The sequence below is a fragment of the Allobosea sp. 05T438 genome, assembly GCF_056396025.1.
In genome coordinates, this window is the sequence record NZ_JBFTKQ010000007.1 from 178,764 (window position 1) to 197,499 (window position 18,736).

Genomic DNA, 18,736 nt, shown 5'->3' on the forward strand with positions numbered 1-18,736 from the left:
GACGTTTCTTGGGCGGTATGAGCGGCTTACTTCCGCAGCTTCGGATCGAGAGCGTCCCGCAGCGCATCGCCGAGGACGTTGAAGGCGAGCACGACCGCGAAGATCACGAGGCTCGGCAGGACCGAGACATGCGGCGCGAAAAACAGGAAGTTGCGGCCGTCGGCGGCCATGGCTCCCAGCTCGGCGGTCGGCGGTTGCGCGCCGAGCCCGAGGAAGGAGAGCGCGGCGCCAAGCAGGATGACCTGGCCGAAGCGCAGGGTGACGAAGACGAACATCGCCGAGAGGCAGTTCGGCAGGACGTAGCGCAGGATGATGCGCAGATCGCTGAGGCCGAGCGAGCGGGCCGCCTCGATATAGCCCTGCTGCAGCACCACCAGCGCCGAGCCGCGCACGACGCGCGCCATCAGCGGCACGGTCGCGATCGAAAGCGCGATGATGACCGCTGTCAGCCCGGGGCCGAAGATCGCCGCGATGGCGAGGCCGAACAGGATGGCCGGAAAGGACAGCAGCACGTCCATCAACCGCATCAGGATGCCGGAGAGCTTCGGGTAATAGGCGGCAGCGAAACCGATCACGCCACCGATCACGCAGCCGAAGATCACCGAGGCACCGCCCATGAGCAGCGTCGTCCTGAGGCCGAAGAGCAGGCGGGTGATCATGTCGCGCCCCTGCCCGTCCGTGCCGAGCAGCCCGGCCTCGCCCGGCGGCTTCAGCGTGTTGGCGAGATCGTTGCCGTAAGGATCGGTCGGGGCGAGCCAGGGGGCGAACACCGCACAGAGGATGGCGAGGACGACCAGGCCGAGAGCGATGCAGGCGCCGACATCGGACAGCAGCATCCTGAGGACCGTCTTCCGGCGGACAGGCGTGGCGGCGGCGACGCTCACGGCGGCTTCCACCGCCTTGGCACCGGGCAGGAGAGCGCTTTTGGCGGAACTCATCAGGCGCCCCTCACACGCGGATCGAGCACGGCGTAGAGGACGTCCACCGCGAGATTGACCAGGATGAAGCCGAGCGACAACACGATGATCGTGCCCTGCGCCATCGGCAGGTCGCTCGACAGGATGGCGCCGACGGCGAGCCGGCCGATGCCCGGCCACGAGAACACGGTTTCCGTGACGACGGCGCCGCCGAGCAGGAAGCCGATCTGCAGGCCGATCAGGGTGACGACCGGCACCAACGCGTTGCGCAAGGTGTGCCTGATCAACACGACCCATTCAGCCAGCCCCTTGGCGCGGGCGGTGCGGACATGGTCGGCGCCGAGCTCGTCGAGCACCGAGGTACGGGTCATGCGGGCGACCGGGCCGACAAAGACCCCCCCCAGCGTGAGCGCCGGCAGGATGACGCCCTGAATGCCTTCCCAGGTCCAGAGCGGACCGGTGCGGCCGGTGAAGGGCAGGATCGGATATTTGAAGCCGAAGAGCCAGATCAGCCCGAGGCCGAGGAAGAAGACCGGCAGCGAAACGCCGGCGACCGAGACCGCCATGATCGCGCGGTCAATGAGCGAACCGCGGAAATAGGCGCCGAGCGTGCCGAGCAGCATGCCCAGCGGAATGGCCCAGACCAGCGAGGCGAACATCAATTCGAGCGTCGGGCCGATGGTGTTGCCGAGCTCCTGCACGACGGGGACGTTGTTGATGATGGAAACGCCAAGATCGCCCTGCGCCAGGCGCCCGATATAGATCACGAATTGCTTCCAGAGCGGCTGGTCGAGTCCCAGTTCCTGGCGGATGGCCTGAACGACATCCTGGGTCGCGGTCGGGCCGGCGCGCACCTGCGCCGGATCTGTCGGCACGACCTGCATCAGCAGGAAGCCGATCAGCAGCACGCCGAGCAGGACCGGAAGGACCAGCAGCAGCCTTTGCAGCGTATGTCGGAGCATGAAGAGGTTCCCGGCTTATTGAGCGGCAGCCGCGAGCTGGCCGTGCCGGTCGAAGACGACCTCGCCGCCGAGCAGCGTCAGGTCGCAGCGCACCTCGTTCTCGACCTGCTCGACCGGAACCGAGAAGATGTCGTGCGAGAGCACGGCGATGTCGGCGAGCTGTCCGGGGACAAGACGGCCGAGCTTGTCCTCGGCGAACTGGGTGTAGGCGCCGAGCAGCGTATAGGCATGCACCGCCTCTTCCATGCTCAGCCGCTCGGCGCCCCCGATCTCGGTGTGGCGCTTGGTCTGGCGGGTGACCATCGTGAAAAGGTTCTTGAACGGGTCGGTGGCGCAGACCGGGGCATCCGAGCTCGCCGCGGCATGGAGCCCGCCATCGAGCCATTTGCGCATCGGATAGGAGGCGCCGGCGCGGGCCTCGCCGAGATTGATCACGTAGAGATCGCCGAACTCGTAGATGAAGGCCGGCTGCGGCACGGGGTCGATCCCCGCCGCCGCCATGCGGGCGAGTTGGCCGTCGGTGAGGAAGCCGCAATGCTCGATGCGGTGGCGCCGCCCGCGGATCGGATGCTCGGCGCTGTCGGCTTTTTCGATGCCCGAGAGCACCTGCTCGATCGCGGCGTCGCCGATCGCGTGGATGGCGAGCTGGTAGCCGAGCTTGTGATAATGCGCGAGATAGCGGTGCATATCTTCGTCGGGATAGATGAAGATGCCGCGGTTATCGGGATCGCCGACGAGGTAGGGCTCGCTCATCGCCGCGGTCAGGCCGCCGGCGCTACCGTCTCCGAACACCTTCATCGCGCCGTAGCGCAGCAGGCCGGTCTCGCGGCCGAAGCGGTAGCCGGCGGCGTAAGCCTCGTCACCGATGCCGTCAGCATTGCCGTAGATGCAGACCCAGGTCCTGACCGGCAGCGTGCCGGCGCGGGCGAGCTCCTCATAGGCCTCGATCTCGGCCATGCCCGCGCCCATGCCGACGCCGGCATCCATCACGCTGGTGAAGCCCTGCGCGAGCATGTAGTGCCCGGCCTTCTCGATCGCCGCCTTCAGCTCGGCGACGCTAGCCTGCGGCATCGCCTCGACGATCAGCCGCATCGCGCTCTCCGCCAGCAGGCCGGTGAGCTTGTTGTCGCGCCGCTCGATCAGGCCGCCGGCCGGGCTCGGCGTGTTGTGGCCGATGCCTGCAGCCGCCATGGCACGGCTGTTGACGACGCCGACATGGCCGCAAGTGCGCTTGATGTAGACGGGATTGTCCGGGGCGATACGGTCGAGCTCCTCGGCCGTGGGATGACGCCCCTCGGCAAGTTCGTTGTGGTCGTAGCCGCGACCGATCACCCATTCGCCGGGCTTTTTGCCCTTCACGGCCGCGGCAACGCGGCGCAGAACCTCGCCGATGCTGTTGACGCCTTCCTCGGGGCGCAGATTGACCTCGCTCATGGCGAGGCCGAGCGGCAGCAGATGCATATGCGCGTCGTTGAGACCGGGAATGGCGACGCGACCGGCGAGATCGACGACCTTGGTGCCAGGCCCCTGAAGCGCGGCGATCTCCGCCGCCGACCCCGCCGCCAGCACCTTGCCGCCAGCGATCGCCAGGGCTTCCGCGAAGCCTTCCGCCAAGCCGCAGAAGATGCGGCCATTCAACAAAACGGTTTCGGCTTGCGTCATCGCCCCTGCTTACCCTGTTTTCTCTGTTGAATTCTCGCCGCAGGCATTGGCAAATAGGCAGTATTCGGCAAGCATCGACCGTCGCGCGAAAGCGAGATATCGCTTCCACGCAGCCCTATCGGAGGGGATTGGGATTTTAGTCTGGACGGTACGTTCTGATCGCGAAAACTATTCCAATCCGCCTGTTCCCCATGACACAATTTTCTTATTGGCTTTCTGGCAGCATTGCTCAGAATATTGAGCATGGCAAGGGCCGTCGAGCAGGCGCGCCCTGCATGACGCGCAAAAAAGACAAGGCGCGCGAAACGGGGAGGCGGAGCAGCGATGAGCTTTGATGTCGGCGGAAGGCTGAAGGAAATCAGGCTCGCGGCCGGGCTTTCCCAGCGCGAACTGGCCGCCCGCTCGGGCGTCACGCACAGCCTGATCTCGCTGATCGAGCAGAATCGGAACAGTCCGTCGGTCGCCTCGCTGCGCAAGATCCTCGACGGCATCCCGATGAGCATGGTGAATTTTTTTGACGAGGCCCGGACCCCGAAGGACAAGGTCTTCTTCGAGGCCCCGGACCTGCTCGATCTCACCTCGCGGCTGCATCAGGTCAATGGCGGCGAAAGCCGGGGGCAGATGTCCTTCCGGCAGGTCGGCGACGCGCAGGCGCACAACCTGCAGATCCTGCACGAATCCTACGAGCCCGGCGCCGATACGGGAATCGCGATGCTGAAGCACGATTCGCATGAGGGCGGGGTGGTGCTGTCGGGCGAACTCGAAGTCTCCGTCGGCGACCAGATCAAGGTGCTGATGCCGGGCGACGCCTATCTCTTCGACAGCCGCGTTCCGCATCGCTTCCGCAACATCGGCACGGAGCGCTGCATCGTCGTCAGCGCCTGCACGCCGCCCTATCTCTAGGCAGCACCGCCTTCGGCGCGCAGCGCTTCAGCCCTCGCGAACCGCGACGATGAACAGGCGCGGGAAGCGCAGCAGCACCTTGCCGTCGCTCTCGACCGGGTAATGCGGCGCGATGCGCTCCAGATAGCGCGCCATGAAAGGCTCGCGCTCCTCGGCCGTCAGCCGGTCGAGATAGGGCTTGAGGCCCGTGCTCTTGAACCATTCGGCGATGGCCTCGACGCCGGCGAGCGCATGCACATAGGTCGTCTGCCAAATGTCGACCCGGCATCCGGCAGCCATCAACCAGCGGCGGTAATCCCCGAAGGAGCCGATTGCGGAGCGCTCCGCCTTGGCGGTGGCGAGCCGCTCTGCCCATGGCCCTTCCGCGGCGACCTCGCGCATCGCGACATGCGAAGGTTCCGCGAGATTGTTCGGCATCTGCACGGCGAGGCAACCGCCCGGCTTGAGCGAGCGCGCCAGCCGCGGAAACAGGCCTTCATGGTCGGGCAGCCATTGCAGCACGGCATTGGCGAAGACCAGGTCGTAACCGGCGGCGTCGGACCAGGTTGCGACATCGCCCAGCACGAAGGACAGGTTCGGCAGGCGCTTGCGCGCCTTCTCCAGCATGTCCGGCGAGGAATCGAGCCCCTGGGTCAGGGCATCGGGAAACCGCTGCGCGACCAGTTCGGTGCTGTTGCCGGGGCCGCAGCCGAGATCGACGCAGCGCTGTGGAGCGCTGAGCGGCACGCGGGCGAGGAGGTCGATCGAGGGGCGTGTCCGCTCGTCCTCGAAGCGCAGATATTGCGCGGCATCCCAGTCAGGCTTTGCAGTCATGCGGAAGGCTTCCGGCCAAGCAGGGCGAAACGGGTCGAGGAAGCCAGCCGGATCGCATCGTGCAGCGGGGCGGCCCGCTGCTGCTCGCGAACGACCTGGATATAGTCAGCCGGCACGATATCGACGAAGCCTGCAGCCTTCAGCATATCCTCGAGACGCTGCCGGCTAAGACCGTCCTTGAAGTAGAAGCGCTTGGTGATCGAGGCATGGGTGTCCGCATCGATCTGATGGACGGGCGCACCGCGCCTGTCGCGCAGCCAGTTGCCGAAGCGGTTGACCAGCGCCTGCCAGCGCGTGCGGTTCACCCAGTCACCGTCGATCACCAGCAGGCGGCCACCGGGGCGCAGGACGCGGAACCACTCGCTCAGAGCCGCTTCCGGATCGGTCAGCGTCCAGACGAGATGGCGGGTGATCGCCGCATCATAGCTGGCCTCGTCGTCGAGCAGATGCTCGGCATCGCCGAGCCGGAAGCGTGCCGCCTTGCCATGCTTGGCGCGGGCGCGCTCCAGCATCGCCTCGGAGAAGTCGAGCGCCGTGACGCGGTGCTTGAGCGAGAGCAGCGCGCGGGTGATTTCGCCGGTGCCGCAGGCGAGGTCGAGCACATCGAGCGGTGCCGGGCCGAAGGAATCGCGAATCAGGCGCTGGAACGCCTGCAGCTCCCGGTCGGATTTGATCGCATGGCCGAAGGAGAGATCGAAGCTCTCGGCACGCGACGACCAATAGGCCCGGATCTCTTCCTTCAGGGTGAAATTGTCGTGCGAAGCGGGAGCGGACATGGCTCAATGGACCTGGATATAGGGCTCGACCAGAAGCGTGCCGCGGGCCGAATGCTCCAGATGCACACCCACGGCATATGTCTCCGAAACCGCCGGATGCGCAAGCACCTCGACCGGCGCGCCGGCCTGGGCGATGCGCCCGCCATTCATGACGAGGACACGGTCGGCAAAGCGTGCCGCGAGCGAGAGATCGTGGATGGCCACGACGGTGACGATGCCGCGCCTGCGGGTCGCCTCGCGAATCGTCGCCATGACGTCGAGCTGACGGCGGACATCGAGCGCGCTCGTCGGCTCGTCGAGCAGCAACACGTCGGGCTCGCGCACAAGCGCCTGGCCGATCGCCGCAAGCTGGCGTTGGCCTCCGGAGAGCGTGGCGATGTCGCGCGAGGCGAAGGGAGCGAGACCCAGCTCCGCAATCACCGCCTCGACGGCGCGCATGTCCTCGGAGGAGGCCGCGAGAGCAAACCCGCGATGCAGGCTCTTGCGGGCGAGCAGGATGATGTCGAAGACCGACAGCGCGACGCGCGCCTCGGTATTCTGCGCGAGATAGAAGACCTTGCGCGCACGTTCCCGTGCCGGGAGCATCGCCAGATCGCGATCATCGAGCTTGACCATGCCTGCCTGCGGGGCAAGCAGGCCAGCCGCGCAGCGGAACAGCGTCGACTTGCCCGAGCCGTTCGGACCGACCAATGCAGCCAGTTCGCCGCGTGGCAACTCGCCGGTGCCGAGCCCTTGCAGCACGGGCGTGGCGCCATAGCGGAAATCGAGATCGCGGATGAGCAGCGCCACGGCTCAGGCTCCCCTGTTGCGGATCGACATGACCAAGCTGAAGAAGAAAGGCACGCCGATCAGCGCTGTGATGATGCCGATCGGATAGATCACGCCGGGTGTGATCGCCTTCGACACGCTGGAGGCGAGCGAAAGCAGGACCGCGCTCGCGATCGTCGCGACGGGCAGGAAAAAGCGCTGGTCCTCCCCGACCAGGAGCCGCGCGATATGCGGCCCGACCAGCCCGATGAAGCCGATGCCGCCGACGAAGGAGACCGAAACGGCCGCCAGCAGCGATGTCGCGATCAGGATCTCCAGCCGCAGCCGATCGACGCGGACGCCGAGGCTCTCCGCCCGGTCGTCGCCGAGCCGGAGCGCGGTGAGCGCCCAGCCGCGCATCAGGAAGAAGGGCAACGCCAGCGCGATCAGCAGCGCTGCGACAGCGACCTTGCCCCAGGTGGCGCGGGCGAGGCTGCCCAGCGTCCAGAACACGATCTGGGTAAGCTGGACCTCATTCGAGCGGTACTGCAGCAGTGCCGTGAAGGCGTTGCAGGTGAAGAGCAGCGCGATGCCGACCAGGATCATCGTCTCGGCGCTGACGCCGCGCAGCTTGGTCATGAAGAACAGCACGAGCGAAGCGGCGAGTGCGAAGACGAAGGCATTCGCCGTGACGATGAAGGGGCCGGCGCCGGGCACGACGCTCCAGCCGAAGACGATCGCCACGGAGGCGCCAACCGTCGCCGCGGCGGAGACCCCGAGCGTGAAGGGATCGGCCAGCGGATTGGCGAGGATGGTCTGCATGCCCGCCCCGCTCAGGCCGAGCATGGCGCCGACGGCGAGCGCCATCAGCGCGATCGGCAGGCGCAGATCCCAGACGATGACGGACAATCGCGGCGAGGCCGATTGCGGGTCGACGAGCGTGCGCAGCACATCGGCGAGCGGCAGGTTGCCGGGCCCGATCGAGACGTCGAGCGCCACCGCAAAGAGCAACGCCAGCACGCCGAGCAGAACGAGCTTCAGGCGCTTCGCGTTGCGCTTGCGGTAATCCGCGGTCGCGGTCGCCGCCACGGGCAGGACTGCCGTCATCGCTTCAGGCCGCGATCACTGGAGCTTGGCCCAGAAGACGCCGGAATAGGAGATCGGCAGGAATTTCTCATGGAATTCCTTGAACACCGCCTCTGGATCGATGTCCTTGAACAGGTCCGGATAGAGTTCCCTGGCCATGGCGAGCTCGGCGACGAAGTAATAGGGCGCGTCGTAGAACTGGTGGTAGAAGGCCATCACCTTCTTGCCCTGCACTGCCTTGAGCTGCTGGAAGCCCGGCCGCTGCATCAGCGCCGAGATTTCCTTCTGCACCTTCTCGGGGGTGGCGTCATAGCCGAGGCTGACGGCGTTGCTGCCGGGATTGCTGCCGTACCAGTTGGCGCCCGTCAGGAAATAGACATCCGGGTTGTCGGTGAGCACCTTCTCCTGCGCGGCTTCGGCCTGGAAAGCTGAGAAGTACTGGCTGCCCCAGTTGCGCCCGCCGGCTTCCTCGATGAAGCGGCCGAAGTTGAAGGGGCCGAAGGTGGCGCAGCAAGGCAGGAGCCCGGCGGCCCGCTCGACGAAAACCATCGGCTTCTTCTTGTCGGGGATGGCGCCGACACGCGCATAGATGCGGCGGGTCTGGCGGAGATAATAGTCGGTGAAGGCAGCCGCCTCCTTCTCGCGGCCGAGGACGCGGCCCAGCAGCTGCACGCTCGGCAGCACGTTCTGGGTCGGATCCTGGCGGAAATCGACGAAGATCGTGGCGATGCCGGCCTTCTCGAGCTTGCCGAGCAGGCCCGTCTCCTGCGCCTTGAAGTAGTTGGAGAGGTCGAGGATGTAGACCTCGGTGCCGAGCGCGGCGATCTTCTCCATGCTGACATCGGCGGCATAGGGGTTGCCCATATCGGCGACGTCCTTCGCCTTCGGGAACTTCGCCAGATATTTCTGCCAGGCACCGGGATCGTTCTGGATCAGGTCGTTGCCCCAGCCGACGACGCGCTTGAACGGGTCGTCGCGGTCCAGCATCGCCAGCGTGTAGAGCTGGCGGCCCTCGCTCAGCACGATCTTCGACGGATCGCGCGTGACGTTGACGACGCGCCCGGCGAGATCAGTGACCTCGATCGTCTCGGCGCGGGCGGACGGTGCGGAGAACACCGCCAGAGCCAATGCGGCAGCAGGAAGAAGGCGCGTCAGGCGGGACAGAGCGAACATGATAGCCGACCGTATCGAGAAAAGCGCTTCGCGCTAACACAATCCTCCGGCAGTAGACAAAGCAAATCTGCATCTTTTAATTATTCTAAAGAAATGAATACTGCAGTTTTCTTGTAAACGGACAGCATCCGATCGCGGAACATTAGGTTCGAAAAACATCCCGCGCTCACCGAAGACCAGAGCTCCATGCTTGCCGCGCCGAGGTGCGATGAGCCTTTGCCGCACGGCATGAATTGTGCTCGAAATCACATCGACAATGGTCGGCCCACAAGCCGGCAGCAGCGGAAAGGATAGGGTCCGTGGCCTACCGCCATGTCATCGGCTTGCGGAGCTATGTCTTCGAAGACCTGCGCGACCTCATGGCCAAGGCCACACCGCCGCGCTCGGGCGATCAACTCGCGGGACTTGCGGCCGCCTCGGCGGAGGAGGCCGTGGCAGCCCGGATGACGCTGGCCGATCTGCCGCTCAAGACCTTCCTCACCGAAGCGCTGATTCCCTACGAGATCGACGAGATCACCCGCCTGATCCTCGACACGCATGACGCGGCGGCCTTTGCGCCGGTCGCGGGCCTGACGGTCGGCGGCTTCCGCGACTGGCTGCTTTCGGACGAGGCGTCGAGCGAAGCGCTGGCCCGGCTCGCCAGGGGCGTCACGCCTGAAATGGCAGCCGCCGTCTCGAAGATCATGCGCCTGCAGGACCTGATCGCCGTGGCGCGGAAATGTCGCGTGGTGACCCGCTTCCGCAACACGCTCGGCCTGCCCGGCACCATGGCCGTGCGCCTGCAACCGAACCACCCTGCCGACGATCCGCGCGGCATCGCCGCCTCGATCATCGACGGGCTCTCCTATGGCTGCGGCGATGCCGTGATCGGCATCAACCCGGTCTCCGACAATCTCAGCGTGCTCTCGGACCTGCTCAAGCTGCTCGACGAGGTGATCCAGCGCTACGCCATCCCGACGCAGGGCTGCGTGCTCACCCATGTCACCTCATCGATCGAGCTGATCGCGCGTGGCGCGCCGGTCGACCTCGTCTTCCAGTCCGTCGCCGGCACTGAGGCGGCCAATCGCTCCTTCGGCATCGATCTTTCCGTGCTGCGTGAAGGCTACGAGGCCGGGCTCTCGCTGAAGCGCGGCACGCTCGGGCAAAACCTGATGTATTTTGAGACCGGCCAGGGCTCGGCGCTCTCGGCAGAGGCCCATCACGGTGTTGACCAACAGACGCTCGAGGCGCGTGCCTATGCCGTCTGCAGGGCCTTCGATCCCCTGCTGGTCAACACCGTCGTCGGCTTCATCGGACCGGAATATCTCTATGACGGCAAGCAGATCACCCGTGCAGGGCTGGAAGACCACTTTTGCGGCAAGCTGATGGGCCTGCCGCTGGGCTGCGACGTCTGTTACACCAACCATGCGGAAGCCGATCAGGACGATATGGACGCCCTGCTGACGCTGCTTGCGACGGCCGGAGTCACCTATGTGATGGGCGTGCCGGGCGCCGACGACGTGATGCTGAACTATCAGTCGACCTCTTTCCACGACCAACTCTACATTCGCGACCTGCTCGGCCTGAAGCGCGCGCCCGAGTTCGAGCGCTGGCTGCAGGAACAGGGCCTGACGGGCACAGATGGCCGGCTCCTGGCCCAGGCTGGTGCACCGCGCCTCGTGACGTCACTGGCGGAGATGGTGTCGTGAGCACTCCCGATCCCTGGCGGCGCCTTTCCGCACTGACGCCAGCGCGCATCGGCATCGGCCGTGCCGGATCGGGCCTCGGCACGCACGAAACCCTGCGCTTCGCCCTCGCCCATGCGCAGGCCCGCGACGCCGTCCACGCGGAACTCGACACGGCCGCGCTCGCCGCCGAGCTGCGGTCGCTTGGGCTCGCCTCCCTTCAGGTCGCCAGCCGGGCGGCCGGGCGCGCCTCGTACCTGCTGCGCCCCGATCTCGGCCGCAGCCTTGCCGCGGAAAGCCACGCCGCTGTCGCGTCCGGCGGCAGCGGCGGCTGCGATATCGCGCTCGTCATCGCCGACGGCCTGTCGGCACAGGCCGTGCAGGCCCATGCCGCTCGCTTCGTCGCAGCTTTCCTGCCGCTCGCGGAGCGCAGCGGCTGGTCGCTGTCGCCGGCCGTCATCGTCTCGCAAGGCCGGGTGGCCATCGGCGATGAGATCGGCATGCTCTTCGGCGCAAGGCTGACGCTGCTGCTGATCGGCGAACGGCCGGGCCTGTCCTGCCCCGACAGCCTGGGGCTCTACATCACCTACGCCCCGCGCCCCGGGCGCAACGATGGCGAGCGCAACTGCGTCTCGAACATCCATGGCGCAGGTCTGGCGCCAGCCGAAGCCGCAACGCGCGCTGCCTGGCTGGTGGAGGCCTCGTTCGCGCGCGGGCTCTCCGGCGTCGCATTGAAGGACGAGAGTGCGAGCAACACCACCGCCCGCCTCGCCTCCGACACGATCTGAACACGCGGCACCCGATCAGAGCAGCTTGTCGGGACCGTCCATGGCTTCGAGCGCCCGCACGGCGAAGCGTCGCCCCAGTGGCGCTAACTCCGCAGCGTTGGCAGCCGCAGCCGTGCCCGCCCTGACGCGATCGGCAATGCCGACGAAGATCACGGCGAAACGAAACAGCGCGAAGGCGAGATGAAAGCGCGTGAGCGGCGCCGTCGGCACGGCATGGGCATAATAATGCGCGAGAAACTCGGCCTCTGTGGGAATGCCGAGCGCGGCCCGGTCGAGGCCGATGATGCCGCCATATTCGTCGGACGCCGTGTGCCAGGGCATGGCGCAATAGCCGAGATCGGCAAGCGGATGGCCGAGCGTCGACAACTCCCAGTCGAGGATGCCGATCACCTCGGGCTTCTCGGGGTGAAAAAGCAGGTTGCCGAGCCGGAAATCGCCGTGGGCGATCGAGACCTGACCGTCATCGGGAGGGAGATGCGCCGGTAGCCAATCGGCGACCGCCTCCAGTTCCGCGATCCCCTCGCCCGGCGATTCCCGCAGTTGCCTGGTCCAACGCGCGATCTGGCGCTCGAAATAATTTCCCGGTCGGCCGAAGTCGCCGAGACCGACGGCGTCGGCCCTGACGGAGTGGAGCTTCGCCAGGGCCTCGGCCATGCCGAGATAGAGGCCGCGGCGCTCGGCTGGCGCGAGGCCGGGCAAGGCGCAATCATGGAAGACGCGGCCATCGAGCCGCTCCATCAGATAGAAGGGCGTGCCAAGCGGCTCGGGTTCGGCATGGAAGAGCACCGCGCGGGGCACCGGCACATTCGTTTGCGCCAGCGCTTCAAGAACACGGAACTCGCGGTCGATCGCATGGGCGCCGCGCAGGATCGGTCCCGCCGGCTGCTTGCGCAGCACCAGCCGCTTCCCGCCATGATCGACGAAATAGGTCGGATTGGATTGGCCTCCGCCGATCCGCTCGATCGAGAGAGCGCCCGGACCGAAGCGTTCGTCCAGGAAACCCGCCAGCGCGGCGGGGTCGAAATCGGCTTTGCCGCTTGGAGCCTCGCCGCCCTGCCCGGTCATCGCGACGCCTCAGCCTTGTGCCCGCCCGGCGACGGGCCAGCGCCAGAAATCGCGGCCTTCCTCGGTCAGGAAGCGGTTCAGCACCATCTTGTGGACTTCATCTGCGCCGTCGACCAGCCGCGCCTGGCGGGCGTAGCGGTAGATCCACTCCAGCACAGTGTCCTTGGAATAGCCGCGGGCACCGTTGATCTGGATGGCGACATCGGCGGCATCGTGCAGGACATTCGCAACCTGGACCTTGGCCATCGAGACCTCCTTGCGGGCCAAGCCGCCACGATCGAGCTCCCAGGCCGCCTTCATCACCAGCAACCGGCCGATCTCGATGCGCATGGCGAGGTCGCCGAGCTTGAGCTGAATGCTCTCGCGATCGGCGAGGCGCTGGCCGAAGCCGTAGCGCTCGGCGGCATAGGCCTGCGCGATCTCGACGCAGCGCCTGGAGAGGCCAAGCCAGCGCATGCAATGCGTCAGGCGGGCCGGGCCAAGGCGGACCTGCGTCACCTTCATGCCCCTGCCTTCGCCGCCGAGCACATCCTCGACCGGAATCTCCAGGCCGTCGAATTCCAGCTCGCAATGGCCGCCATGCTCCTCCGGCCCCATAATCTCGATGCGGCGCCGGATGCGCCAGCCCGGCTGGTCGGCATGGAAGAGGAAGGCGGTGAGGCCGCTGCGCGGATCGTCCGAGGTGCGGGCGACCAGGATGAAGTGCTTCGCCTCCTCCGCCCCCGTAATGAACCATTTGCGGCCGCTGACAATGTACGTGTCGCCCCGCCGTTCGGCTTTGGTCAGGATCATCGAAGGGTCGGAGCCGCCGCCGGGGTGGGGCTCGGTCATGGCGAAGGCCGAGCGGACCTTGCCCTCGACGATGGGCTTCAGCCAACGCTCCTTCTGATCGGGGGTTCCGAGCGCCTCCAGCACCATCATGTTGCCATCGTCGGGGGCAGCCGAATTGAAGACGACGGGGCCGAAGATCGAGCGGTTCATCTCCTCATAGGCGACCGCCATGCCCATTTTGCCAAGCCCGGCCCCGCCGGTTTCCGGCTTGAGCTGCAGGCACCAGAGCCCAGCCGCACGGGCCTTGGCGCGCACGGTCTCCAGCAGGGGCAGCGCGATGTTGCCATGCGCGTCATAGGAAGCCCGGTCCGCCTCCAGCGGTATGATTTCGCGCTCGACGAATGCGGCGATGCGGGCGCGATAATCCTCGATGCGGGCAGAAATCTCGAAATCCATGGCCGTCCTCACAGAGACGAAACGAGATGGCCGCCATCGACTTCGATGGTCGCGCCGGTGATGTAGCTGCCGGCGGCCGAGGCCATCAGCAGCAACGCGCCGTCGAGTTCTTCCGGCCGCCCCAGCCGGCGTTGCGGGATGCGTTTGATCAGCTGCTGCCCGGCTTCGCTGCCGAAGAAATCGCGGTTGATGTCGGTCTCGATATAACCGGGGCAAAGGGCGTTCACGCGAATGCCGTCGCGTGCCCATTCGAGCGCCAGGGCCTTGGTGAGCTGGATGACGCCCGCCTTCGAGGCCGCGTAGGCGCTGACGCCGCCGGCGACGCGATGGCCGAGGATCGAAGCGATGTTGACGATGGCTCCGCCGCGCCCGGCTTCGCGCATGCCGCGCGCCACGGCCTGGGCGACGAGGAAGACGCCCTTGAGATTGGTGTCGAGCACCGCATCCCAATCCGCTTCGGAAAGGTCGGCCGCCGGACCGGCGCCGCTGACACCGGCATTGTTGATGAGGATGTCGAAATGCCGGCCGGCGAGCGCATCGGTGATGGAAGTGGCATCGCCGACATCCAGCAGAATGTTTTGCGCAGTGCCGCCCGCGGCAGCGATCTCGCCACATGCCTGATCCAGCGCAGATTGCCGGCGCGCGGCGAGCGTAACCTCGACGCCATGGCGCGCGAGCAGCTTGGCGAAATGCAGCCCCAGCCCACCGGAGGCTCCCGTCACCAGGGCGCTCCTTCCTGAGAGATCCTCGAACATCCGGCATCCCGTTTCGAACACGGCTAAGTCTCGGCCGGTTACCGGCGGTGATCAAGGCGCCAAACGTCGAAGAGCCCCGGCGCGGGACGCCGGGGCTCCTTACTTCGTCACCACCGATCGGCGGCTGCCTGATTACTGCCAGGTCTGTCGGCCGTACCAGGCATCGACATCGCTGCGGGCCTTGTCCTTGGCGAGGCCGTAGCGCTCCTGGATCTTGCCTTCGAGCTGGTCGCGCTTGCCGGCGATGATGTCGAGATCGTCATCGGTCAGCTTCCCCCACTGCTCCTTCACCTTGCCCTTGAGCTGCTTCCAGTTTCCTTCGACGCGGTTCCAGTCCATCGGGACCTCCTCGTTTGAGAGTGGATTCGAGAAAACAACGCGTCAGCAGCGCCATTGTTCATCGAAAAATGCCGCAGAACATAAAATACCCGGATAAAATATTGCCTTATTAAAATCCGGGTATTATTGAGCGCCCGTCGAACAGGATGGGTTGGACCGATGCAGATCGCGGATAGAAAGGCGGCAACGGCCGCCTACAAGGAACGGAAATCGGTGGCGGGCATCTATGCCTTCCGCTGCGAGGCGAGCGGCCAGAGCTGGGTCGGCCGCGCGCCCGATCTGGCGACGATCGAGAACCGCCTGCGCTTCACGCTGCGCCAGGGCAATCACCGGCAGCGCAGTTTGCAGGCGGCATGGAATACGCATGGCCCCGAGGCCTTCCAGTTCGAGGCGCTCGAAAGGCTGGAGGACGAGGATATCGTCTATGTGCGGGATCGCGTGCTGAAGGAGCGCCTCGCCCATTGGCAGGCGACGCTCAGCGCGGAGATGCTCTGATCGAGCGCAATCCTGGGCGGCATCCCGGGCGGAGCGAAGCGCAGACCCGGGATCCATTCCGGAACGGTTCAGGCATGGATCCCGGATCGGCGCCGCTGGCGCGGCTTGTCCGGGATGACCGCCCCCCATTCTGAAAGGACGGATGTTTGGGGTCTCGCCCGCTCAGTCGTCCATCTTGAGGGCGGCGATGAAGGCCTCCTGCGGGATTTCGACCTTGCCGAACTGCCGCATCTTCTTCTTGCCTTCCTTCTGCTTCTCCAGAAGCTTGCGCTTGCGGGTGGCGTCGCCGCCATAGCACTTGGCGGTGACGTCCTTGCGCAGCGCCCGGATGGTCTCGCGAGCGATGATCTTGCCGCCAATCGCCGCCTGCACCGGAATCTGGAACATGTGCGGCGGAATCAGCTCCTTGAGCTTTTCGCACATGGCGCGACCGCGCGACTCGGCCCGCGTACGGTGGACCAGCATCGAGAGCGCGTCGACAGGCTCGGCATTGACCAGGACCGACATGCGGACGAGGTCGCCCTCGCGGTAATCGGTGATCTGGTAGTCGAACGAGGCATAGCCCTTCGAGATCGACTTCAGGCGGTCGTAGAAGTCGAACACGACTTCGTTGAGCGGCAGATCGTAGACGACCTTGGCGCGCGAGCCGACATAGCCGAGGTCGATCTGCAGGCCGCGGCGGTCCTGGCAGAGCTTCAGCACGGAGCCGAGATACTCGTCCGGGGTGAAGATGGTGGCACGGATCCAGGGCTCGTCGATCGCCTCGATCTTCATCACATCAGGCATATCGGCCGGATTGTGCAGTTCGAGCGTCGAGCCGTCGCGCAGCCGCAGGTGATAGACGACGGAGGGCGCGGTCGAGATCAGGTTGAGGTTGAACTCGCGCTCCAGCCGCTCCTGGATGATCTCCAGATGCAGGAGCCCGAGGAAGCCGCAGCGGAAACCGAAGCCGAGGGCGGCCGAGGTCTCCATCTCGTAGGAGAACGAGGCGTCGTTCAGCCGCAGCTTCGACATGGCGCCGCGCAACAATTCGAAATCGGCGGCATCGACCGGGAAGATGCCGCAGAACACCACCGGTTGCACCGGCTTGAAGCCCGGCAGCGGCTCGGCGATCGGCTTCTTCTCGTCGGTGATGGTGTCGCCGACGGCGGTGTCCGCGACTTCCTTGATCGAGGCGGTGAAGAAGCCGACCTCGCCGGGGCCGAGTTGCTTCACTTCCAGCATCTTGGGCTTGAACACGCCGACGCGGTCGACGCCATAGGAGGCGTTGGCGCGCATCATGCGGATGGTCATGCCCTTCTTCAGCACGCCGTCGATGATGCGCACGAGCACGACGACGCCGAGATAGGCATCATACCAGCTGTCGACCAGCATCGCCTTGAGCGGCGCCTCGGGATCGCCCTTCGGGGCCGGTAGCTTCTCGACGATGGCTTCCAGCACGCCCTCGATGTTGAGGCCCGTCTTGGCCGAGATCGGCACCGCGTCGGAGGCGTCGAGCCCGATCACGTCCTCGATCTGCTCCTTGATCCGCTCGGGATCGGCAGCCGGCAGGTCGATCTTGTTGAGGACGGTGACGATCTCATGGCCGGCGTCGAGCGCCTGATAGACATTGGCGAGCGTCTGCGCCTCGACGCCCTGCGACGCATCGACGACCAGGAGCGAGCCCTCGCAGGCAGCCAGCGAGCGCGAGACCTCATAAGCGAAGTCGACGTGGCCGGGGGTGTCCATCAGGTTGAGGACGTAATCCTTGCCGTCCTTCGCCCGGTAATCCAGCCGCACCGTCTGCGCCTTGATGGTGATGCCGCGCTCCTTCTCGATATCCATCGAGTCGAGAATCTGCTCGCTCATGTCGCGGGCGGCGACCGTGCCGGTCTGCTGGATCAGGCGATCTGCCAGCGTCGACTTGCCGTGGTCGATATGCGCGACGATCGAGAAGTTGCGGATATTGTCGATGGTGCGGGTGCTCATGCGCGCGCCATAGCAGTGAAGCCGCTTGGCGCCAAGCGGCTGGGCTGTTCCAAGGCAGCTCCGGGGTGTTGTTTTTCCCGGGACCTCCGCGTCATTCCGGACAGAGCGAAGCGGAGATCCGGGGTCCACCGTGGAATTCCGGAGCCCGCGATGCCCCCGGGGCCAAGCCGGGATCGTAGCAGAGGCGTTGTCGCAGGGCGCGCCTAAACGCATCTCTCTTGCAAATTCTAATATATAAGATTTATTCTCCATTCATGGAGTTCGAAAGCGATACCGAAATCGACCGGCGGCTCGGGCAGCGGCTGAAAGCGGCCCGCCAGCGCTATGGCCTAACGCTCGAGGCACTTGCCGAGCGTAGCGGCGTCAGCCGCGCCATGATCTCGCGCGTCGAGCGCGGCGAATCGAGCCCGACGGCCGCGCTGCTCGTCCGGCTCGGCTCGGGGCTCGGCCTCTCGCTCTCGGCGCTGCTGGAAGAGGATGCAGGAAGCGGGCCGCTCATCCGCCACGGCGCCCAGCCGGTCTGGCGCGATCCGGCAAGCGGCTACCTGCGCCGCAATGTCTCACCGCGCGGAACGGGCTCAGGCTTCGAGATCGTCGAGGTCGAGTTGCCGGCAGGAGCTGAGGTCCGCCTCGACAACGCGACCGGCACCCCGGCACTGGATCAGCAGGTCTGGGTGCTGCAGGGCCGGCTCGACCTGACGGTCGAAGGGATCCGCCACGAACTCGCCGAGGGCGACTGCCTGCAGATGCATCTGCGCGGCGCGATCATCTACCGCAATCCGGGCAGCGCACCCGTTCGCTACGCCGTCATCCTCGCCGCCAGAAGCGGCACCTATCCAGGACATATCGCATGAACGCGACCACGCTCACCGTCGCCCTCGAGACGCTCGATGTCGAAGCAACTGAGGCCGCCATCCCCGCGCTCACCGATATCCTGCGCGACTGCGTCGCCAATGGCGCCTCCGTCGGCTTCATGGATTGGAACACTTCGGCCGACTATGAGCGCTTCTGGCGCGATGTCGCGGCCAGCGTCGCAAGCGGGCAGGTTATTCTGCTGGCCGCGCGGAATGACGACGGCATCGTCGGCACGGCGCAGTTGCATCTGATCGGCAAACCGAACCAGCCGCACCGGGCCGAGATCGCCAAGGTGCTGGTGCATTCGCGCGCCCGCCGTCAAGGCATCGGCGAGGCGCTGATGCAGCGCGCCGAGGCCATCGCGCGGGAAAAAGGCCGCGACCTCCTCATGCTCGACACCGACGAACACGGCGCGGCGCGCAGGCTCTACAACCGCCTCGGCTGGACGGAGGCCGGCACGATCCCGCGCTTTGCGCTGATGCCCGGCGGGGCCGACTGCGGATCGACCTTCTTCTACAAGGATCTGCGCTGACGGAGCGCC

The 18,736-nt window shown here is 66.0% G+C and carries 19 protein-coding genes; 6 read left to right on the forward strand and 13 right to left on the reverse strand.

Features of this window, described 5'->3' with window-relative positions; genetic code table 11:
* Nucleotides 1-26 precede the first annotated feature (26 nt).
* Genes AC1DIN_RS16425 through AC1DIN_RS16435 form a run of 3 tightly spaced genes read right to left on the reverse strand, consistent with a single transcriptional unit; the run spans nucleotide 27 to nucleotide 3,541 of the window.
* A complete protein-coding gene (locus AC1DIN_RS16425) occupies nucleotides 27-938 on the reverse strand; it encodes an ABC transporter permease (RefSeq protein WP_476810553.1) in 912 nt (303 codons plus the stop codon).
* Entirely contained in the window at nucleotides 938-1,879 is a 942-nt protein-coding gene (locus tag AC1DIN_RS16430; RefSeq protein ID WP_476810554.1) for an ABC transporter permease, read from the reverse strand. The genes AC1DIN_RS16425 and AC1DIN_RS16430 overlap by 1 nt, the downstream gene beginning before the upstream one ends.
* Nucleotides 1,880-1,894: 15 nt before the next feature.
* Entirely contained in the window at nucleotides 1,895-3,541 is a 1,647-nt protein-coding gene (locus AC1DIN_RS16435) for an amidohydrolase (RefSeq protein WP_476810555.1), read from the reverse strand.
* Between the two features lie 324 nt (nucleotides 3,542-3,865).
* Here AC1DIN_RS16435 and AC1DIN_RS16440 point away from each other — a divergent pair, with 324 nt between their 5' ends.
* A complete protein-coding gene (locus AC1DIN_RS16440; protein WP_441471187.1) occupies nucleotides 3,866-4,444 on the forward strand; it encodes a cupin domain-containing protein in 579 nt (192 codons plus the stop codon).
* A 27-nt stretch (nucleotides 4,445-4,471) separates the two neighbouring features.
* On the opposite strand, the gene tam is transcribed toward AC1DIN_RS16440, so the two are convergent.
* The 5 genes from tam to AC1DIN_RS16465 are packed head-to-tail and all read right to left on the reverse strand — an operon-like array spanning nucleotide 4,472 to nucleotide 9,039.
* Nucleotides 4,472-5,257 carry a trans-aconitate 2-methyltransferase gene (gene tam / locus AC1DIN_RS16445; RefSeq protein WP_476810556.1) on the reverse strand — a complete coding sequence of 262 codons (786 nt, stop codon included), beginning with the start codon at nucleotides 5,255-5,257 and terminating at the stop codon, nucleotides 4,472-4,474.
* Complete coding sequence (locus AC1DIN_RS16450) at nucleotides 5,254-6,033, reverse strand: class I SAM-dependent methyltransferase (RefSeq protein WP_476810557.1); 780 nt, start codon at nucleotides 6,031-6,033, stop codon at nucleotides 5,254-5,256. The genes tam and AC1DIN_RS16450 overlap by 4 nt, the downstream gene beginning before the upstream one ends.
* A 3-nt stretch (nucleotides 6,034-6,036) precedes the next feature.
* Nucleotides 6,037-6,822 carry an ABC transporter ATP-binding protein gene (locus AC1DIN_RS16455; protein WP_476810558.1) on the reverse strand — a complete coding sequence of 262 codons (786 nt, stop codon included), beginning with the start codon at nucleotides 6,820-6,822 and terminating at the stop codon, nucleotides 6,037-6,039.
* Nucleotides 6,823-6,825: 3 nt separating this feature from the next.
* Nucleotides 6,826-7,887, reverse strand: coding sequence for a FecCD family ABC transporter permease (locus AC1DIN_RS16460; protein ID WP_476810559.1), 1,062 nt, complete (start codon nucleotides 7,885-7,887; stop codon nucleotides 6,826-6,828).
* Between the two features lie 15 nt (nucleotides 7,888-7,902).
* On the reverse strand, nucleotides 7,903-9,039 hold the full coding sequence (locus AC1DIN_RS16465; protein WP_476810560.1) for an ABC transporter substrate-binding protein: 1,137 nt from the start codon (nucleotides 9,037-9,039) through the stop codon (nucleotides 7,903-7,905).
* Between the two features lie 299 nt (nucleotides 9,040-9,338).
* Here AC1DIN_RS16465 and AC1DIN_RS16470 point away from each other — a divergent pair, with 299 nt between their 5' ends.
* Nucleotides 9,339-10,727, forward strand: coding sequence for an ethanolamine ammonia-lyase subunit EutB (locus AC1DIN_RS16470; RefSeq protein WP_476810561.1), 1,389 nt, complete (start codon nucleotides 9,339-9,341; stop codon nucleotides 10,725-10,727).
* A complete protein-coding gene (gene eutC, locus AC1DIN_RS16475) occupies nucleotides 10,724-11,491 on the forward strand; it encodes an ethanolamine ammonia-lyase subunit EutC (protein ID WP_476810562.1) in 768 nt (255 codons plus the stop codon). The genes AC1DIN_RS16470 and eutC overlap by 4 nt, the downstream gene beginning before the upstream one ends.
* A 15-nt stretch (nucleotides 11,492-11,506) precedes the next feature.
* Here eutC and AC1DIN_RS16480 read toward each other — a convergent pair whose 3' ends face one another.
* The 4 genes from AC1DIN_RS16480 to AC1DIN_RS16495 form a co-directional block, all read right to left on the reverse strand.
* Nucleotides 11,507-12,556, reverse strand: a complete 1,050-nt coding sequence (locus AC1DIN_RS16480) for a phosphotransferase family protein (RefSeq protein ID WP_476810563.1) — start codon at nucleotides 12,554-12,556, stop codon at nucleotides 11,507-11,509.
* A gap of 9 nt (nucleotides 12,557-12,565) precedes the next feature.
* Nucleotides 12,566-13,783 (reverse strand): acyl-CoA dehydrogenase family protein, encoded by a 1,218-nt coding sequence (locus AC1DIN_RS16485; protein WP_476810564.1) that lies wholly within the window; start codon nucleotides 13,781-13,783, stop codon nucleotides 12,566-12,568.
* Between the two features lie 8 nt (nucleotides 13,784-13,791).
* Nucleotides 13,792-14,538 carry an SDR family NAD(P)-dependent oxidoreductase gene (locus AC1DIN_RS16490; RefSeq protein WP_476810565.1) on the reverse strand — a complete coding sequence of 249 codons (747 nt, stop codon included), beginning with the start codon at nucleotides 14,536-14,538 and terminating at the stop codon, nucleotides 13,792-13,794.
* 132 nt (nucleotides 14,539-14,670) lie between these two features.
* Nucleotides 14,671-14,877, reverse strand: a complete 207-nt coding sequence (locus AC1DIN_RS16495; RefSeq protein WP_476810566.1) for a CsbD family protein — start codon at nucleotides 14,875-14,877, stop codon at nucleotides 14,671-14,673.
* A gap of 159 nt (nucleotides 14,878-15,036) precedes the next feature.
* Between AC1DIN_RS16495 and AC1DIN_RS16500 the strand changes: the two genes are divergently transcribed.
* Nucleotides 15,037-15,372 carry a GIY-YIG nuclease family protein gene (locus AC1DIN_RS16500; protein WP_476810567.1) on the forward strand — a complete coding sequence of 112 codons (336 nt, stop codon included), beginning with the start codon at nucleotides 15,037-15,039 and terminating at the stop codon, nucleotides 15,370-15,372.
* 162 nt (nucleotides 15,373-15,534) lie between these two features.
* Here the strand turns inward: AC1DIN_RS16500 and lepA are convergent, their stop codons facing one another.
* The gene (gene lepA, locus AC1DIN_RS16505; RefSeq protein ID WP_441471175.1) at nucleotides 15,535-17,340 is read right to left on the reverse strand and encodes a translation elongation factor 4; all 1,806 of its coding nucleotides are present in this window, start codon (nucleotides 17,338-17,340) and stop codon (nucleotides 15,535-15,537) included.
* 254 nt (nucleotides 17,341-17,594) lie between these two features.
* Here lepA and AC1DIN_RS16510 point away from each other — a divergent pair, with 254 nt between their 5' ends.
* Both AC1DIN_RS16510 and AC1DIN_RS16515 read left to right on the forward strand, forming a co-directional pair.
* Entirely contained in the window at nucleotides 17,595-18,194 is a 600-nt protein-coding gene (locus AC1DIN_RS16510) for a helix-turn-helix domain-containing protein (RefSeq protein WP_476810568.1), read from the forward strand.
* The gene (locus AC1DIN_RS16515) at nucleotides 18,191-18,727 is read left to right on the forward strand and encodes an N-acetyltransferase family protein (protein WP_476810569.1); all 537 of its coding nucleotides are present in this window, start codon (nucleotides 18,191-18,193) and stop codon (nucleotides 18,725-18,727) included. Before AC1DIN_RS16510 ends, AC1DIN_RS16515 begins: the two co-directional genes overlap by 4 nt.
* The last annotated feature ends 9 nt before the right edge of the window (nucleotides 18,728-18,736 follow it).